We start from the raw sequence: 15420 nt of genomic DNA, 5'->3' as shown, positions 1-15420 counted from the left end.
GGTCACTGGGAATCTCCGGATTCTTCAGAATCGACACCCGCGGAGGTGCCTGAGGCGCCCAGAAGCATACCGCGACTGGGGTCCTGTGGGGTAATGAACATGGCATCGCCATAACTGAAGAAGCGGTATCGCTCTTTGACCGCCTCCCGATAGGCGCCCATCACGTTGTCGTAGCCGGCGAATGCACTGACCAGCATGATCAGCGTGGATTCGGGCAAGTGGAAATTGGTAATCAGCGCATCCACTGTCTGGAAACGGTACCCGGGATGGATAAATATGTCGGTTTCACCGCGAAACACACCAACCCGGCCACCCCGACTCGCCGACTCCAGGGACCTAACCGACGTGGTTCCCACGGCGATAACGCGACCTCCCCTGCTCCGGGTGCGCTCGACTGCAGCAACCGTCTCCTCGGGCACATGGGCAACCTCACTGTGCATCACATGGTCTTCGATCCGATCAACCCGAACCGGCTGAAAGGTTCCCGCCCCGACGTGCAAGGTGACAAACGCAATCTCGACACCGCGGTCACGCAACCGATCCATCAGCGCTTCGTCAAAGTGCAACCCGGCCGTGGGCGCAGCGACGGCGCCTGCTTCGCGGGCATAGACCGTCTGGTAACGCTCACGGTCCGACGATTCATCCGGCCGGTCAACGTAGGGAGGCAACGGCATATGGCCGATGCGTTCCAGCAATTCCAGCACCGGCTCAGACTCGGGTGCCACCAATCGGAACAACGCGTCCTGGCGTTCAACCATGGTCAGCCGGGTGCCATCCTCAAGAATCAACGCCTGTCCCGCCTTCGGTGACTTCGACGCTCGCACATGAGCCAGGAATTCGTGCTCGCCGGTGAGCCGCTCTACCAGGATTTCCACCTGCCCGCCGGTTTCCTTCCGGGCAAACAGGCGCGCCGGGATCACCCGCGTGTTGTTGAAGACCAGGAGGTCGCCTTCCTGGACGAGATCCGGCAGATCGATGAAATGACGATGATGGATTTGACCGGTCAGTCCGTCCAGATCAAGCAGTCGGGAAGCACTGCGTTCTTTGAGCGGGTACCGGGCAATGAGTTCGTCCGGGAGATCAAAGTAAAAGTCAGAGACATTCATGGATGGACTGGTTTTGCAACTGCAGGAAAGAAGGTGGTAGCGGCGGGCGGACTCGAACCGCCACGGGTTTTACCCCAACGGATTTTGAATCCGTCGTGTCTACCAATTTCACCACGCCGCCATCGGAGAGTGTGGGCGATTATACTGACGTCGTTCGCGAAAGCAATAACTTATGCGGGCATCACAGCCCGCATTCATCAACCATCAGAGTCGGTCAAACAGCGACAGACGTGAGACCTGTGCGAACGACTGCTGAGCCGCCTGAAGCACGAAGCTCTGGAAACTCAGATTGCTGATCGCCTCGGCATAATCGACGTCCTCGAGCTGGGAGCGGATATCCTTGGAGTAGACGGCTGAATCCTCCAGGAATCCTTTCGTGGATTCCACAGCATTCATCCGGCCACCCAGCTCCGTTTGCTTGAGCGTGATACTTTCCTGAGCGTTATCCAGATTAGCCAACGACTCGGCAATCAATGAGTCGTAGGCGGCCTGGCCTTTGGGCGTCGTTTTATCAATGCTGTCCATCCCCGCGATCAAATTTTCGATGGAAGCAAAAACCGATTGCTTGTCGTTGACTCCGATTGTAAAGGTATCGCCGTCCGATGCGCCCTTGACAGTCATCGACACACCTGCCACCTCAAACGCCTGACCAACAGTCGGAGGCGGAGCCGGCGTTAAATCCAACGCTCCAGCATTCGCGGTTATCTTCAGTTCGCCACTTGGGTTTACAACGGAAACCGTCAGATCATCAGGCACTCGCGGCTCAAACGCTGTTCGCAGAGATTGCGCATTGTCCAGGGAAAGGTCCGAAATATAACCATCAGTCACGCCCGCGGTGCCCGGAACAAAGTCTTTGACCGTTATGGCTCTGGGAACATCCACGAAAATTCCCTTGCCAGGATCGCTAATCGGCACGGTAACACCGTCATCAATCTCAAGTACCCGCTGGCCCTCGTCGCCATTATAACTCCAGGTTCCGTCAGCCTCCTTCACAAACGCAGGCTGATGCCCCTGGAAACCACTGAAGATGTACTCTCCCGACGCATCCTGGGTATTGGTGACATCCGCCAGCTGATCAATCCGCTCCCGTAATTCGGCGGAGATCGACTGGCGATCGTTTACCGAAAGAGCGCCGTTGCCCGCCTGGACCGTCAACTCGCGAATCCGTTGAATGATATCAACGGAGCTGCTCAGCGCGCTCTCTTCCTGTTGCAAGCGATTGTCAGCCAGATCCGCATTTCGCTGATAGGTTTCGATGCGCTTGACCTCCTGATCCAGCTTCAGGATTCGCGCAGCCGCCACGGGATCGTCCGAAGGCTGGTTGACCTTCTTGCCAGTTGAGATCTGTTGCTGAGTTTTGTTCAGCGTCGTATTCAGATCCTGGAGGCGGTTGATGCCGCCGGAAAACACCTGTTGTGATGAGATCCGATTCATACGTCGTCACCTCGCACCCTGAGCGGTGCCATTAACGGAAGCTCTGCAGCAATGTGTTGAACAAATCCTGGCCCACCGAGATCACCTTGGCAGACGCGTTGTAAGCCGCCTGGAACTGAATCAGCTTGCCGGCCTCTTCGTCGAGGTTGACACCCGACATCGATTCCCGCTGATTCGTTGACTGCTCCAGAAGGGTTTTTCCGGCTTCCAGGTCCAGCTGACTCTGCCGGGTTTTGACACCCACGTCCTCGACGAGGCCTGCATAACCCTCTGCAAAGCTCTGACTGCCACTATTCATAGTATTGGCTGTGCCGAGCGCAGCGAGGAACTGAGCGTTCCGGTTATCAGACACACCACCTGCGTTAAAATCGATAGTGAAGGAGTCACCCGGCTCGGGCTCTCCGGAAATCTTGAATTGGTACCCCTGGTAAGAATCTCCTGCGCCGAAATCGTCACTAAAAACAGGAATCTCCTGTCCTTTTAGCGACGGATCTAATTCTTTGTTTACGAGCGCGTTACCATCTTTGTCTTCAACCCTAAGCACTAACCATACGTTTGGGTCGGGAGGGCTTTTTTCCTCAAAGCTGACTGTCAGAGGTCCGTTCGCAAGATCTCGCTGCTGAGTGAACCCGGGGAGGAGTGCGTTTGTCGCCGGGCTTCGAACATTAAGCATCGTGCCCTGACTGATTATGCCCGTTCCCTTATTTTCACCAGTTAAGGACTTGATCGGGCTGGCCAGTGCAACATCCTCTTCTCGACGGATCTCCATCCCCATGTTTGCCGCCGCGTTTCGGCTCGGCTGAATCAGGAACTTGTCACCGGCATTAATATCCCCGCTTTCATACCGGATATTGAAACCCGGCATGTTAATTTCTGCCAATGGCGTATCGGGCAGACGCCCCTGCTTCACCGTTTCGCCAGTGGCATCGTCAATTAGCTCGTAACTGCCGCTATTTCCAAACTGGAGTGTCCAGGTGCCACCTTCCAATGCCGCCGCATCGGTAATTTCAACCGCCAGCTGAGTGTTTTGAGGGGACTGATTATTGCCATTGGCAACCACCCGACTGCTCTGCGCCGCCATATCGTTGATATCATTGAAGAACAGCCCTCCGAGGTCGCCCTCCAGGTCCATACCGATTTCATGTTGGTGATTGATGGCAGACGACAGTGCCAACGCCACCCGGCCGAGATCTTCAAACGCTGACTGCAACCCTTCTTTCTCGAAGCGACGCAGGCCTCCCAGCTTGCCGCCAGTAATCTGATCATCCACGACCAGAGTGCGGTCACCCGCTTTGAGGGTAAACTCCAGGCGTGTCGGGTCCTCCGCATTCTCACCGGTACCGAACGTAGCCGCATTGTTACCCACCACCAGCGCGAGACCATTGGACAGCGATACATTCACCTGGCTACCTTCAACTTCAGTGACCTTGATGCTCACCAGTTCCGATAACTGCTTAAGTTTCTCATCCCGCTGATCCAGAAGATCATTGGGCATTTTGCCCTGTGCCAGCCCTGGTGATTCGGAAATCGCCAGGTTCAGGTCCGCAATGCTCTTTAGGAGTGAGTTGGCATCCTTCGCCCCCTGCTGCATCTGGGTCTTAACCGATTCACGCTGCTGAATCAGTTCTTCATTCAGCCCCTGGAACCGGTTTACGACCTGCTGTCCCTCGCTGATCACCATATGGCGCTGGGGCAAGGAGGTAGGATCCTCCGCCGCATTCTGGAGAGCAGCGAAGAAATTGTTGAGCGCATCACTTAGGCCCGTCGATTCGCCCCCGAGCAGGTTGTCGAGCCTCGTCAGCTCTGAATTCAACGCTTCCTGTTCTCCGGCAAGGGATGAATCCTCACGTATCTGCTGTGTCAGATATTCGTTTGCCAACCTCCGCACATCCGCCACGTTGACGCCGCTGCCAATACTGCCGGCACCGGTGCGTTGCGCCGGCTGCGTTTCAAACAGCACTTCCTGCCGGCTGTAGCCCGGCGTATTGGCATTGGTAATGTTGTTACCGGTGGTATTCAGCGCGGTCTGGTGACCGAGAATCCCGGTGAGACCGATATTGATCAGGCCTGCCATAACCGTTACTCCTCAAATCCGTCGTCAGTCCGGGCGCCGTTACCCATGGCGGCGGTCATCAGGCCATCACGGCCCATAATGTTGTGAATCTTGTTGCCGTATTCCGGATCGGTCGCGTATCCGGCCTGCTGCAAGCGGTGTGCGAACTCCCTGGGCTGATCCGCCACCGCCAGTACATCCCGGTAGCGGGGATTGGATTTCAGGAAATCGACGTAATCGCGGAAGCTGTCCTCGTACCCGTCGTACGCCCGGAAATCCGCCTTTTCCTTCATCGGCAGGCCGGCGCGATACTCGGTGGTGGTGATTCTGACCGAGTCACCCTGCCAGCGCTGATCCGCTTTGATACCAAAGAGGTTAAAGCTCGGCTGATCGCCATCGCCCTTGATCATATGGCGGCCCCACCCGGTCTCGAGTGCTGCCTGGGCGACCATCAGGCGCGGATCAATGCCACTGTCGCCAGCAGCTCGCTGGGCAATCGGCAACAGGGTTTTCACAAAGGCTTCCGGTGAATCGAAGGTCTCCGGAAGCGGGTGACCGTCCGCTGCCTCGACCTTCGGGTTATCTGAAGCGGTTGCCTCTTCCGCTGCCACCTTGTCGACCCTCGCCAGCTGCTCCGGCAACTTGCGCGACAACACCGGCAGACTGCGGTCGTAGTCCGCCAGCGAGGTCTTGTGACCCGGCAACGTCTGGCCGTCTGCGCCCATGCCCGGGATCTGCCGGCTCAACTGGGACACCAGCGCATCCGCCAGCCCGGTACCCTGGTTGCCCGCCATGGTCAGACTCAATTGGCTGTCGAACATATCCCGATAGAACTTGGATTGCTGACTGTTCAGGTAGTTACCCTCGGAAAACGCCTCTCCGGCCTTGCGCATGGACTTGAGCATTTCCGAAAGAAACAGGCTTTCGAACTGCTTGGCGACCTGCACAAGGGCGGCCTTCTTGTCGGTATGGGATTCGGTTTTCAGGGCATTCAATCCCTTGAAATCCGTGTAAACCTGAGCCTGCTGAAGCTGATAGTCCTGCATGGCCGCCCCCTAGATCACAATCAGCTCGGCGCGAAGTGCACCGGCCTGCTTGAGCGCTTCCAGGATTGCCATGACGTCCCCGGGCGCGGCGCCAACCTGGTTCACCGCCTGGACCACCTCGTTCAGCGTAACGGCGGGGCCAAACTTGAACATGTGAGCCGGCTCCTGAGTCACCGCAATCTGGGTGTCCTGCTGCACCGCTGTCTGGCCGCCCGACAAGGGATTCGGCTGACTGACATTCGGGTTTTCCTGGATAGTAACCGTCAGGCTACCGTGGGTTATCGCCGCCGGGCTGACCTGCACGTTCTGGCCTACCACAATGGTTCCGGTGCGACTGTTGATCACCACTTTCGCGGCCTCTTCTGCCGGGTCGACTTCGATGTTTTCCAGGATCGACAGGAAGCTCACGCGCTGCGAGGGATCCCGTGGTGCCCGAACCGAAACCGAAGTCGCGTCATGGGCGTAAGCCATGTCCGGACCCAGCTTGCCGTTGATGGCTTCCACGACTCTGCGGGCAGTGGTGAAGTCCGGCTGCATCAGGTTGAACGTGATCGTATCGCCGGAGTTGAATGGCGAGGCCACCTCCCGCTCAATCGTGGCCCCATTGGGAATACGGCCCACGCTGGGAATATTGACGGTAATTCGCGAACCGTCCTTGCCCTCTGCACCGAAGCCACCAACCACCAGGCTGCCTTGCGCCATGGCATAGATCTGTCCATCCGCACCCTTCAACGGAGTCATCAGCAGGGTCCCGCCACGCAGGCTTTTGGCGTTGCCGATGGAATTCACGGTAATGTCGATTTCCTGACCGCGCTTGGCAAAAGGCGGCAAGGTGGCGCTGATGGTGACTGCGGCAACGTTGTCGGCGCTCGGATTCACGCCGTCCGGCAGGGTAATGCCGAACTGGTTCATCATGTTCCGGAAGGTCTGGTTGGTGAACGGAGCAGAATCCCCGGTTCCATCCAGCCCCACCACGAGGCCATAGCCCACAAGCTGGTTGTTCCGCACACCCTTGATGCGCGCCAGATCCTTCAGGCGATCGGCCATCACCGGCGCCGCGACGAGGCAACCCAGCACGACAAACAACGTCAGGTTACGCAAACCCTTCATAGCGGCCACCACTCACTGTTGAAGAACCGGGCCACCCAACCCATCCGGTTGGACTGATCGAGATCGCCAGTGCCACCGTAAGCGATCCGCGCGTCGGCAATCCGGTTGGAAGCCACCGTGTTGTTCGGCTGGATATCCTGGGGGCGAACCAGTCCGGTCAGGCGGATGTACTCTTTCCCATTGGTGAGAGAAAGCCACTTTTCCCCCCGCACCTTCAGAATGCCATTGGGGAGTACTTCCGTGACGGTAACCGTAATGTTGCCGGCCAGACTGTTGCTCTGATCGGCCGAAGCCTGGCCCTGGAAATCCCGCTTATTGTTCAGATCGGTATTGATGCCGAAATTGCTTTTTCCAAGAATGGTCGGATTCGGCAGCGTGATCTTGTTGTCCTTCTTGATACTGGTATCGGAGGCCTTGCTTGCCTGGGTGGATTCCCGCAGGGTCACCGTCAGCACATCTCCGACATTCAGTGCGGTGGTGTCACCGTAGAAGTTGTAATTCCGGGACGTCTGGAAGATGGCGCCCGAGTTCGGATCCCGCTGCATCATTGCCTGGGGTTGTACCGGTGCATAGGCCGGATCATCCGGTTTCGCCCGTTCCCGGCTCACCGCCGCACAGCCCTGTAGCATGACCAGCAACGCAACCAGACAACTGGTGGCGAGGGCGTCTTTTCTGAAAAAAGTCTTGGTGCTTTTCATCGCAATACCGTCCCGACGACCGGTTTACCCGTCCGTCCTGTCTTACCCGATGTTATTGGTAATGAACTGGAGCATCTGATCCGTGGTCGAGACCACCTTCGAATTCATTTCGTAGGCCCGCTGGGTCGTGATCATGTTGACCAGCTCTTCCACCACTTCAACGTTGGAAGACTCGATCTGTCCCTGCTCAATGGTGCCCAGTCCGGCCAGTCCGGCTTCGCCCTCGTTGGGATCGCCACTGGCGGTAGTCGCCTTGTAGAGGTTGTTGCCTACCGCCTGAAGCCCCTGGGGGTTAACGAAATCCACGAGGGTAATCTGGCCCAGGTTGATCGGTGCGGTCTGGTCATCCACCACCGCCGTCACGGTTCCGTCCTTGCCGATGGTCACGTTGGTGGCGTTGTCCGGCACGTTGATATTCGGCACCAGCGGGAAGCCATCCGGCGTCACCACATCACCGTTCGAGTTCAACTGGAACTCCCCATCCCGCGTGTAGGCGATCTGGCCATCGGGCGTTTCGACCTGCAGGAACCCGCGACCATTGATCGCCATATCGAGGGGCTGATCGGTCACCTGGAGGTTGCCCTGGGAAAACTGCTTGGTCGTCCCCACCACCCGGACACCGGTACCGAGCTGAAGACCCGAGGGCAGCTCTGAGTTCTGGGTGTTCATACCACCGGGCTGACGCTTGATCTGGTAAAGCAGATCCTGGAATTGGGCCCGATCCCGCTTGAACGCCGTGGTATTCACGTTCGCCAGGTTGTTCGAAATGGTGGACATTTTGATGTCCTGGGCACTTAACCCGGTTTTACTGACCCAAAGTGCTGGATGCATCGTCTTCTCCTCGCCGGGACCCTGTGGGGCGGCCATATTTTGCCGCTTACCGGGCCCCCGCCCTGTTTAATCGTTCACTGTCAGAGGTTCTGCAACAGGCGTGCCGTCGCCTCGGAATTGTTCTGCGCCGTTCTCATCACCTTCACCTGCATCTCGTATTGCCGGGACAGCTGCAGGTTGTCGATCATTTCCTCGACGGCATTCACGTTGGAACTCTCCAGAAAACCAGAGGCGACGCGGAGCGTGCCATCTGCTGGCTCTGGCCCGCCCAGCGCCTGATCCGGCTTGCGGCGCATAAACCCGTCCTCACCCTTCTCCAGGGCGCCTTTGGGTGGATTGACCAGCTTCAGGCGATCAATCTGCACCACCTGCCCCGGATCGCCACCGGCAGGCACGATGGAAATCGTCCCGTCATCACCAATATCGATCTTGTCGTACGGAGGAAGAGCGACAGGCCCGCCATTACCAAGGACCATTTCACCGCTGGGCAGCCGGAGCAGACCGTTGACGTCCACCTGCAGACTGCCGGTACGAGTGAAGACCTCCTGGCCCTGCTGATTCTGGATGGACAGCCAGCCATCACCTTTCACGGCAACGTCCAGCTTGCGACCGGTCTGCATCAGCGAGCCGGCCGAAAGATCGGTGCCCGGTCGCTCGGTCATTGCATAGGCGCGGGTGGGAAAATGCTCGCCGTAAACCGGCATACTCCGGGCCTGGGCAAAATCCCGCTTGAACCCGGTGGTATTGACGTTAGCGAGGTTGTTGGCATGGGCACGCTGGGAAAGCATGTTCTGCTTGGCACCCGACATGCCGATATATAACGCTTTGTCCATGGGCAAACTCCTGCCGGAATTTTGACTGTTTCCAGTATTCTTGCAGGAGTCATGCCATGTTGGTTATGTCACTGATTAGCGGAGGTTGATGATGGTCTGCGTGACGGCATCGGAGGTTTCGATGGTCTTGGCGTTGGCCTGATAGTTCCGCTGGGCGATGATCAGGTTCACCAGTTCCGCCGAGAGATCGACGTTGGATTCCTCCACCGAGCTCGCCTTGATGGAACCCAGGGTCCCGGTATCGGCTGCGCCAATGATTGGCTGGCCGGATTCGAAGGTTTCCACCCAGGTGGTATCCCCCACCGGCGACAACCCATCCGTGTTGTTGAAAGCAGCCAGGGCCACCTGCCCCAGGGACTGGGACTGTCCGTTGGTATAGCGGGCGAAAATCACCCCCTGATCCGAAACGTCGAGCCCGGACAGTCGGCCCGTGGTGTAGCCGTTCTGCTGCTGGTCGTTCACCCCGAAAGCCGCACCATACTGCGTGGTATTACCGAGGTCTACCACAAACGCAGAGGTGGTCGGCGGCTCCGGAATGGGACTGACCACGCTGGAAGGATCGGAAGGAGGGCCATCCGCGCCATTGGGCGCGCCCGTGGCGTCCTTGGGAATCCAGTCGGTAACGATGATCTCGCCGTTGGGATCGCCATTGACCGACTCAAGCTGTCCATCCTGATCAAACAGCGCGGTGTAAGGCTGGGTATCGGTCCCGGCCACCAGTTCGCCGTCGATCTGCATGTAGATCGACCACTGGCTCTGTCCGACGCCGTTACCCGGTGACGGGTCCTTGACATAGAACTGGGTCAGTTCGTGGGAATTACCCAAACTGTCATAAATGGTCGTCGACGTAGCATGGTTATAGGTACGTTGATCAATCGGATTGAAAGCGTTGGTAATACGGATCGGTGATCCCTCAAATTCCGCTTTGACACTTTTACTGGGAGATACTGTATCGTCAGTCGTATCAACACCTATAACGGTCCTGTCTGTTGTGATATTCACAACGCCCTCAAACGGCGATTGCGGATCTGCCGTTGCAGTCGTATCACCATACTCAATATTCAGTGTTTTCCCATCATTCTGAATAATCCGCAGTCTAGCAGTGTCTGGGGTGTTAGGATCACCATCGTAATCATCGAAGATTGGTGATGCTGACACAGAATTATCAGGGGAATCTGTAATGGCCTGAGCCAAGTCGGAAAGAGAATTGACTTGGCTTGTATCTATGTTAAGCGGCGTACTTCCTATCTTAATTGTAAATTTGAAGTCCGAGGCGCCCTGTATGAATGCATCATTCAGGGAACCGTCCAAAAGAGCCGTGGTAGAAGCTGTTGCACTTACACCGGGTGCTCCATCAATCTTGAGTGCGGCGCCCTGCGCATCGCCTCCAACAGGAATTTCAACCGGGTAATCGGGAGTGCCATCCGCATATTGGAATGAAAATTTTTCGCCCTCAATGCCAGCCAAATCTATAGGCCCAATGTCCCGCACTCGCTTTTCCAGAACAGACTCTCGAGAATCCAGATTCACGTCCGTCTGAAGATTCGTAGTACGCCTCGGCGCCAGGTTATCCGTCGCGATCTGCAAATCACCGCGAATGCCACTCAGATTGCCATCCTCGTCTGCGGTATAACCCTGCACCTTCATGTTCTGGTTATTGACGATATAACCTTCCTTGTCGATGCTGAACTGTCCGGCTCGGGAATAGCGCACCTCGCCGTTGTTGTTGAGCATAAAGAACCCGTCGCCACTGATGGCCATGTCCAGGCCGTTGTCGGTAAAGCTGATATTGCCCTGCCCGAACTTCTGCTGAACATCCTGTACCCGGACGCCATCGCCAATCGGGTTGGTGCCACCGCTCAGAAAGCCGCTGGCGTACAGATCGCCAAACTGGACCCGACTTCCCTTGAAGCCCACGGTGCTCGCATTGGCAATGTTGTTGCCGGTCACATCCAGGTCTACCGATGCTGCCCTCAGGCCACTCAATCCCGTATTAAATGCCATAAATCACCTCTTGGTCTGACACCGGTATCAGTTGATTTCTTTCACGTCCGACAGGGCAATGGAACCCATGCCGGCCAGATTCAGGGTGATGGAGCCGTTCTGGCCCAGCGAAACGCTGTCCACGTTCGCACTCACCATCGTATTAAGCTGTTGCGCGCCGCCCGGGTAGGAACCCTCGGCAACAAACTGGTAGCGTCCTGGCGGCAAGGCATTGCCGTTACCATCCTTGCCGTCCCAGCTGAACGAGGTCACACCGGCCGGGCTGTTACCCAGATCGATCTGCCGCACCAGTTCACCGTTCGCATTCTGGACCGACAGGCGAAGCCCACCGGTGGACGCCGGCACTTCGATAGCACCGGTCACCTGGCCGTCAGCGCCCAACATGCCAACGCCGGAAGGGGCAAGCACACTCTTGCCAACCATGGCCGAGGCCTGAAGCGCCTGGGTAGACCGGAATTGGCCGACCACATCATCCACCGTGCCGGAAAGATTCTGCATTTCCTGCAAGGAGCTGAACTGCGCCAGCTGGGAGATAAACTCGCCATTGTCCTGGGGCTCAAGGGGATTCTGGTTTTTCAGCTGCGCCAGCATGAGATCCATGAACTCATTCCGGCCCAGTTCATTGCTGCCCTGCGCGGAGCCCTGCTGCTTGGCCTGATACTGGGCAAGAACATCAGACACCCCTGTTGCATTGATGGCACTCATGATTCTGCTCCTTGCCCGTTACTGCTGACCCAGCGTCAGAATGCGCTGCATCATGGTTTTGGCGGTGTTCATTACATCCACGTTCATCTGGAAGCTGCGAGAGGACGACATCATGTCAGCCATTTCTTCCACCACATTAACGTTGGGGTAGAAAACGTAGCCGTCCTCGTTCGCGGCAGGGTGGTCGGGCTCGTAGCGCATCTGCAGCTCCGCATCGCTCTCGACGATGCCGGCAACCCGGACGCCCGCTCCGGCCTCTTCACTGTCACCCGACATATAGCCCTGCTGGTCAGGGTTCAACATAGACTGCTGAATGGCGGCAAACACCGGCTTTCGGGCCCGATAGGTTTCGCCGGTGCTGGAACTCGCGGTTTCCGCGTTGGCGATATTGGAGGCCGTCGTGTTCAACCGCAGCGACTGGGCCGTCATGCCGGAACCGGCGATATCAAAAATGCTACCCAAAGACATAAGGATCTCCTTGAACCGTAAAACTGCGGTTTATTCGCCTCTCAATGCCTTGGTCAGGCCGGCAAATTTACTGTTCAGAAACTGGAAGCTGGCCTGGAAGTCCATGGCATTGCGCATGTAGCGGGCCTGCTCCTGCTGGGCGTCCACCGTGTTGCCATCCACGGACGGCTGATACGGTACGCGGTACTTGAGCTCACCCGCCCCGTCCCCGGAACCTCCGCCGATATGGGCATCGTTGGTACGGTCAAGGGCCAGGCCGGACATGGAGTCCTTCGCCTGCTGCATCATCGCCTGGAAGTCCACGTCCCGGGCCTTGTAGCCCGGTGTATCGGCATTGGCCAGGTTGTTGGCAAGCACTTCTGCCCGCTTTACCCGTGCCTGAAGGGCCTGTTCGTGGATGCCTAGCGCCTTGTCGAAAGAGATTGCCATACCGCCTCCAAAACCTGTCACAACCGGCCAAACTGTTGCCGGAATTGCTTTCTGACGGTACTGAAGCAAGCGGGATGCCAGAAATGAAAAAGGAGGGAAAATCGAATGGAAAGCCCCGAAAACCAAGGGCTCCTGGCCGCATGCAGTAAATCGGGGGTTATCAAAAGCCGGGGAAAAGGCGGCAAACCCTTTCCTCCAGCCGGTTACAGCTGGGAGTGGCCTGCTATCGCTGCTCTCCGGGCCAATGCTTCACAAATTCCGATACCGCCGGGCGAGGAACCGGCGGCTTTTCCACGGCAATGGTCCCGGTGTAGAGAAAGCCTACGATGGACTCGCCCTCCCCCAGGCCAAGCCCTTCATGGACCACCGGGTTGTAGGCAACCGCCCCGGTCCGCCACATAACCCCGAAACCTGCATCCTGCAGAGCCAGTTCCAGAAAGCTCATTCCTGCGGCGGCAGACATGATCTGCTCCACCTCGGGTACCTTCGGGTGTGCCGACGGTGAGGCAATTCCAACGATCACCATCGGTGCTCGCAGAGGAGCGCGCCGAAGTTTTTCGATGGCGGCGTCGTCGGCATCGGCCGGGCAGGTGGCGGCAAATAATTCACCCAGCGCTTCCCGACCGCTTCCCTCTATAACCAGGTAACGCCAGGGCCTTAACAGCGCATGATCCGGCGCCCTGGCCGCACATGAAAACACCGTTTCAAGCACCTCTTTGGATGGCGCCGGCGCCCTGAGACGCGGCTCGGAGGAACGGTTCAGCAGGAATTGGCTTACTGACGTCATAATGCCTCTCGGACTGAGCGATGAACGGTAGATGATGCAGGCAAATCGTGATCCAGTTTGTTAATTGTGGGTTATACGTAATACTGTTAGTCTTTAGTCGTATGTCTGGCCTGACCAACAATCAAAACAATGTGGCAGTACCATGAGTGACAATCAGACGTTTCGCAACTTCTCTGAATTCTATCCCTACTATCTGGAAGAACACAGCGATGTGACCTGTCGGCGACTTCATTTTACCGGAAGCCTGCTGGTTCTGATCGTCGCCCTGTATGCGCTGATATCCGGCAAGCTCCTCTGGCTTCTGGCCCTGCCGGTCATTGGTTATGGCTTTGCGTGGGTCGGACACTTCAAATTCGAAAAGAACCGCCCGGCAACGTTCCGCTTTCCCCTGTACAGCCTGATGGGAGACTGGGTCATGTTCCGGGACATGCTGATTGGCCGGATTCGCTTCTGAAATGATGAGCGCCCACGTGGACCTCCGCAACGCCAGCAGCGCCACCAAAGCGCTGACGTCGGATCAGGCAACGGGCTCCGTTGCCATTCCGCCAATGCCCGACTACAACGGTCGGGTCATGGCGTATACCGTTACCGGCGCCATCATTGTGGTCGGCGTGCTGCAACAGGCGTTTGCCCACTGGCTGCTTTGGCTGGTTGCCGGGGCTGTCGTCTGGCCGCACATCGTTTACGTCGTCACCCGAAAGACCTTCCTGAGCCGATCACCCCGCATCCGGCAAAAAATGCTCTTGGTGGATTGCGTGATCGGCGGAGCCTTTATTGGCTGTACCGGACTGGTGGCGATCCCTTCCGCTTCAGTCGCGCTGATGCTGATGTTCAGCTGCCTGATCGTGGGCGGCATCCGCCAATGGCTGATCGGCAGTTGCTTCATGGCCATTTCGGTCCTGACGGCTCTGGCCTTCGTCGGCCCTGCGGCGTCGTTCCAGTCTCCCCTGCTGACCAGCTTGTGCGCCATCGTCTCGACCGGCCTCTATATCTGCATGACGGCCTACTACTCCCACCAGCAGGCCCGGGCGCTGATGCTCGCCAAGACCCAGATCCAGAACCAGCGGGAGCAGTCCATTGCACTGTCCCACAAACTGTCCAAATATCTGTCTCCGCAGGTATGGCAATCCATTTTCACGGGTGAACGGGATGTACGCCTGGAAACCCAGCGCAAAAAGCTCGCGGTGTTTTTCTCGGACATCAAGGGCTTTACGGAACTGTCTGAAGAGATGGAGCCCGAGGCCCTGACCGAACTGCTGAACCACTACTTCAACGAAATGTCTGAAGTGGCTCTCAAGTACGGTGGCACCATCGATAAGTTCGTCGGTGACTCCATCATGGTGTTCTTCGGCGACCCCACCAGCCGCGGGCAGCGTGAGGACGCCTTTGCCTGCGTCTCCATGGCCATCGAGATGCGCAAGCATATGAAGATCATGCGCCAGAAGTGGCGCAGCCAGGGCATCAAGACGCCCTTGGAAATCCGTATGGGCATCAGCACCGGCTACACCACCGTCGGTAACTTCGGCGCCGAGAACCGGATGGACTACACCATCATCGGCAAGGAAGTGAACCTCGCCAGTCGCCTCGAGTCCCTGGCCCAGCCAGGCGAAATCCTGGTCTCCTATGAGACCTTCTCGCTGATCAAGGACCGGATCATGTGCCGGGACAAGGGAGAGATCACGGTGAAAGGTTTCGGCAAACCCGTGCCCATCTACGAAGTGGTCGACTTCCGTCGTGACATGGGCCCCAACCGCAGCTTCCTTGAACACGAACACAGCGGGTTCGCCATGTATCTCGATTCCGACAAGGTCACTGAACGGGAACGGCAGGCCATCCTGCAGGCGCTGGAAGATGCAGCAGAGCGCCTGCGAACAGAAGAAGACGTTCCGGAATCCGAAACCGGCAAACTCGGCTAG

15 protein-coding genes and 1 tRNA gene are annotated in these 15420 nt (G+C 57.4%); 2 read left to right on the top strand and 14 right to left on the bottom strand.

Translation table 11 applies throughout. The features are described from left to right. Nucleotides 1-2: 2 nt before the first annotated feature. From queA to MLD04_RS09280, 14 genes are all read right to left on the bottom strand, one after another. On the bottom strand, nucleotides 3-1106 hold the full coding sequence (gene queA / locus MLD04_RS09345) for a tRNA preQ1(34) S-adenosylmethionine ribosyltransferase-isomerase QueA (RefSeq protein ID WP_248157393.1): 1104 nt from the start codon (nucleotides 1104-1106) through the stop codon (nucleotides 3-5). Between the two features lie 34 nt (nucleotides 1107-1140). Continuing rightward, nucleotides 1141-1227: transfer RNA gene (locus MLD04_RS09340), tRNA-Leu, on the bottom strand. An 83-nt stretch (nucleotides 1228-1310) separates the two neighbouring features. Then, nucleotides 1311-2540, bottom strand: coding sequence for a flagellar hook-associated protein FlgL (flgL, locus tag MLD04_RS09335; protein WP_248157385.1), 1230 nt, complete (start codon nucleotides 2538-2540; stop codon nucleotides 1311-1313). Between the two features lie 31 nt (nucleotides 2541-2571). After that, nucleotides 2572-4614: a flagellar hook-associated protein FlgK gene (flgK, locus tag MLD04_RS09330; protein ID WP_248157375.1), complete on the bottom strand. Its 2043-nt coding sequence runs from the start codon at nucleotides 4612-4614 to the stop codon at nucleotides 2572-2574. A 5-nt stretch (nucleotides 4615-4619) separates the two neighbouring features. After that, nucleotides 4620-5639 (bottom strand): flagellar assembly peptidoglycan hydrolase FlgJ, encoded by a 1020-nt coding sequence (gene flgJ / locus MLD04_RS09325; protein WP_248157367.1) that lies wholly within the window; start codon nucleotides 5637-5639, stop codon nucleotides 4620-4622. A gap of 9 nt (nucleotides 5640-5648) precedes the next feature. After that, nucleotides 5649-6749 carry a flagellar basal body P-ring protein FlgI gene (locus MLD04_RS09320; RefSeq protein WP_248157365.1) on the bottom strand — a complete coding sequence of 367 codons (1101 nt, stop codon included), beginning with the start codon at nucleotides 6747-6749 and terminating at the stop codon, nucleotides 5649-5651. Next, entirely contained in the window at nucleotides 6746-7447 is a 702-nt protein-coding gene (flgH, locus tag MLD04_RS09315) for a flagellar basal body L-ring protein FlgH (protein WP_248157363.1), read from the bottom strand. The genes MLD04_RS09320 and flgH overlap by 4 nt, the downstream gene beginning before the upstream one ends. A gap of 42 nt (nucleotides 7448-7489) precedes the next feature. Beyond that, complete coding sequence (gene flgG, locus MLD04_RS09310) at nucleotides 7490-8278, bottom strand: flagellar basal-body rod protein FlgG (protein WP_248157361.1); 789 nt, start codon at nucleotides 8276-8278, stop codon at nucleotides 7490-7492. Between the two features lie 80 nt (nucleotides 8279-8358). Further along, a complete protein-coding gene (locus MLD04_RS09305; RefSeq protein WP_248157359.1) occupies nucleotides 8359-9111 on the bottom strand; it encodes a flagellar basal body rod protein FlgF in 753 nt (250 codons plus the stop codon). 75 nt (nucleotides 9112-9186) lie between these two features. After that, nucleotides 9187-11115 (bottom strand): flagellar hook protein FlgE, encoded by a 1929-nt coding sequence (locus MLD04_RS09300; RefSeq protein WP_248157357.1) that lies wholly within the window; start codon nucleotides 11113-11115, stop codon nucleotides 9187-9189. 27 nt (nucleotides 11116-11142) lie between these two features. Next, nucleotides 11143-11820 carry a flagellar hook assembly protein FlgD gene (locus MLD04_RS09295; RefSeq protein WP_248157355.1) on the bottom strand — a complete coding sequence of 226 codons (678 nt, stop codon included), beginning with the start codon at nucleotides 11818-11820 and terminating at the stop codon, nucleotides 11143-11145. An 18-nt stretch (nucleotides 11821-11838) separates the two neighbouring features. Continuing rightward, the gene (flgC, locus tag MLD04_RS09290; RefSeq protein WP_248157353.1) at nucleotides 11839-12288 is read right to left on the bottom strand and encodes a flagellar basal body rod protein FlgC; all 450 of its coding nucleotides are present in this window, start codon (nucleotides 12286-12288) and stop codon (nucleotides 11839-11841) included. 30 nt (nucleotides 12289-12318) lie between these two features. Beyond that, a complete protein-coding gene (gene flgB / locus MLD04_RS09285; RefSeq protein WP_248157351.1) occupies nucleotides 12319-12717 on the bottom strand; it encodes a flagellar basal body rod protein FlgB in 399 nt (132 codons plus the stop codon). Between the two features lie 223 nt (nucleotides 12718-12940). Continuing rightward, nucleotides 12941-13504 carry a nitroreductase family protein gene (locus MLD04_RS09280; protein WP_248157349.1) on the bottom strand — a complete coding sequence of 188 codons (564 nt, stop codon included), beginning with the start codon at nucleotides 13502-13504 and terminating at the stop codon, nucleotides 12941-12943. A gap of 142 nt (nucleotides 13505-13646) precedes the next feature. On the opposite strand from MLD04_RS09280, the gene MLD04_RS09275 reads away from it, so the two are divergent. Both MLD04_RS09275 and MLD04_RS09270 read left to right on the top strand, forming a co-directional pair. Continuing rightward, on the top strand, nucleotides 13647-13958 hold the full coding sequence (locus MLD04_RS09275) for an Mpo1-like protein (RefSeq protein WP_248157347.1): 312 nt from the start codon (nucleotides 13647-13649) through the stop codon (nucleotides 13956-13958). A 1-nt stretch (nucleotide 13959) separates the two neighbouring features. Beyond that, nucleotides 13960-15420 carry an adenylate/guanylate cyclase domain-containing protein gene (locus MLD04_RS09270; RefSeq protein ID WP_248157345.1) on the top strand — a complete coding sequence of 487 codons (1461 nt, stop codon included), beginning with the start codon at nucleotides 13960-13962 and terminating at the stop codon, nucleotides 15418-15420.

The organism is Marinobacter koreensis, from assembly GCF_023156285.1.
GTDB lineage: Bacteria > Pseudomonadota > Gammaproteobacteria > Pseudomonadales > Oleiphilaceae > Marinobacter > Marinobacter koreensis.
Note: the sequence above shows the minus strand (reverse complement) of the source record. Positions and strands in the feature narration are given on the sequence as shown.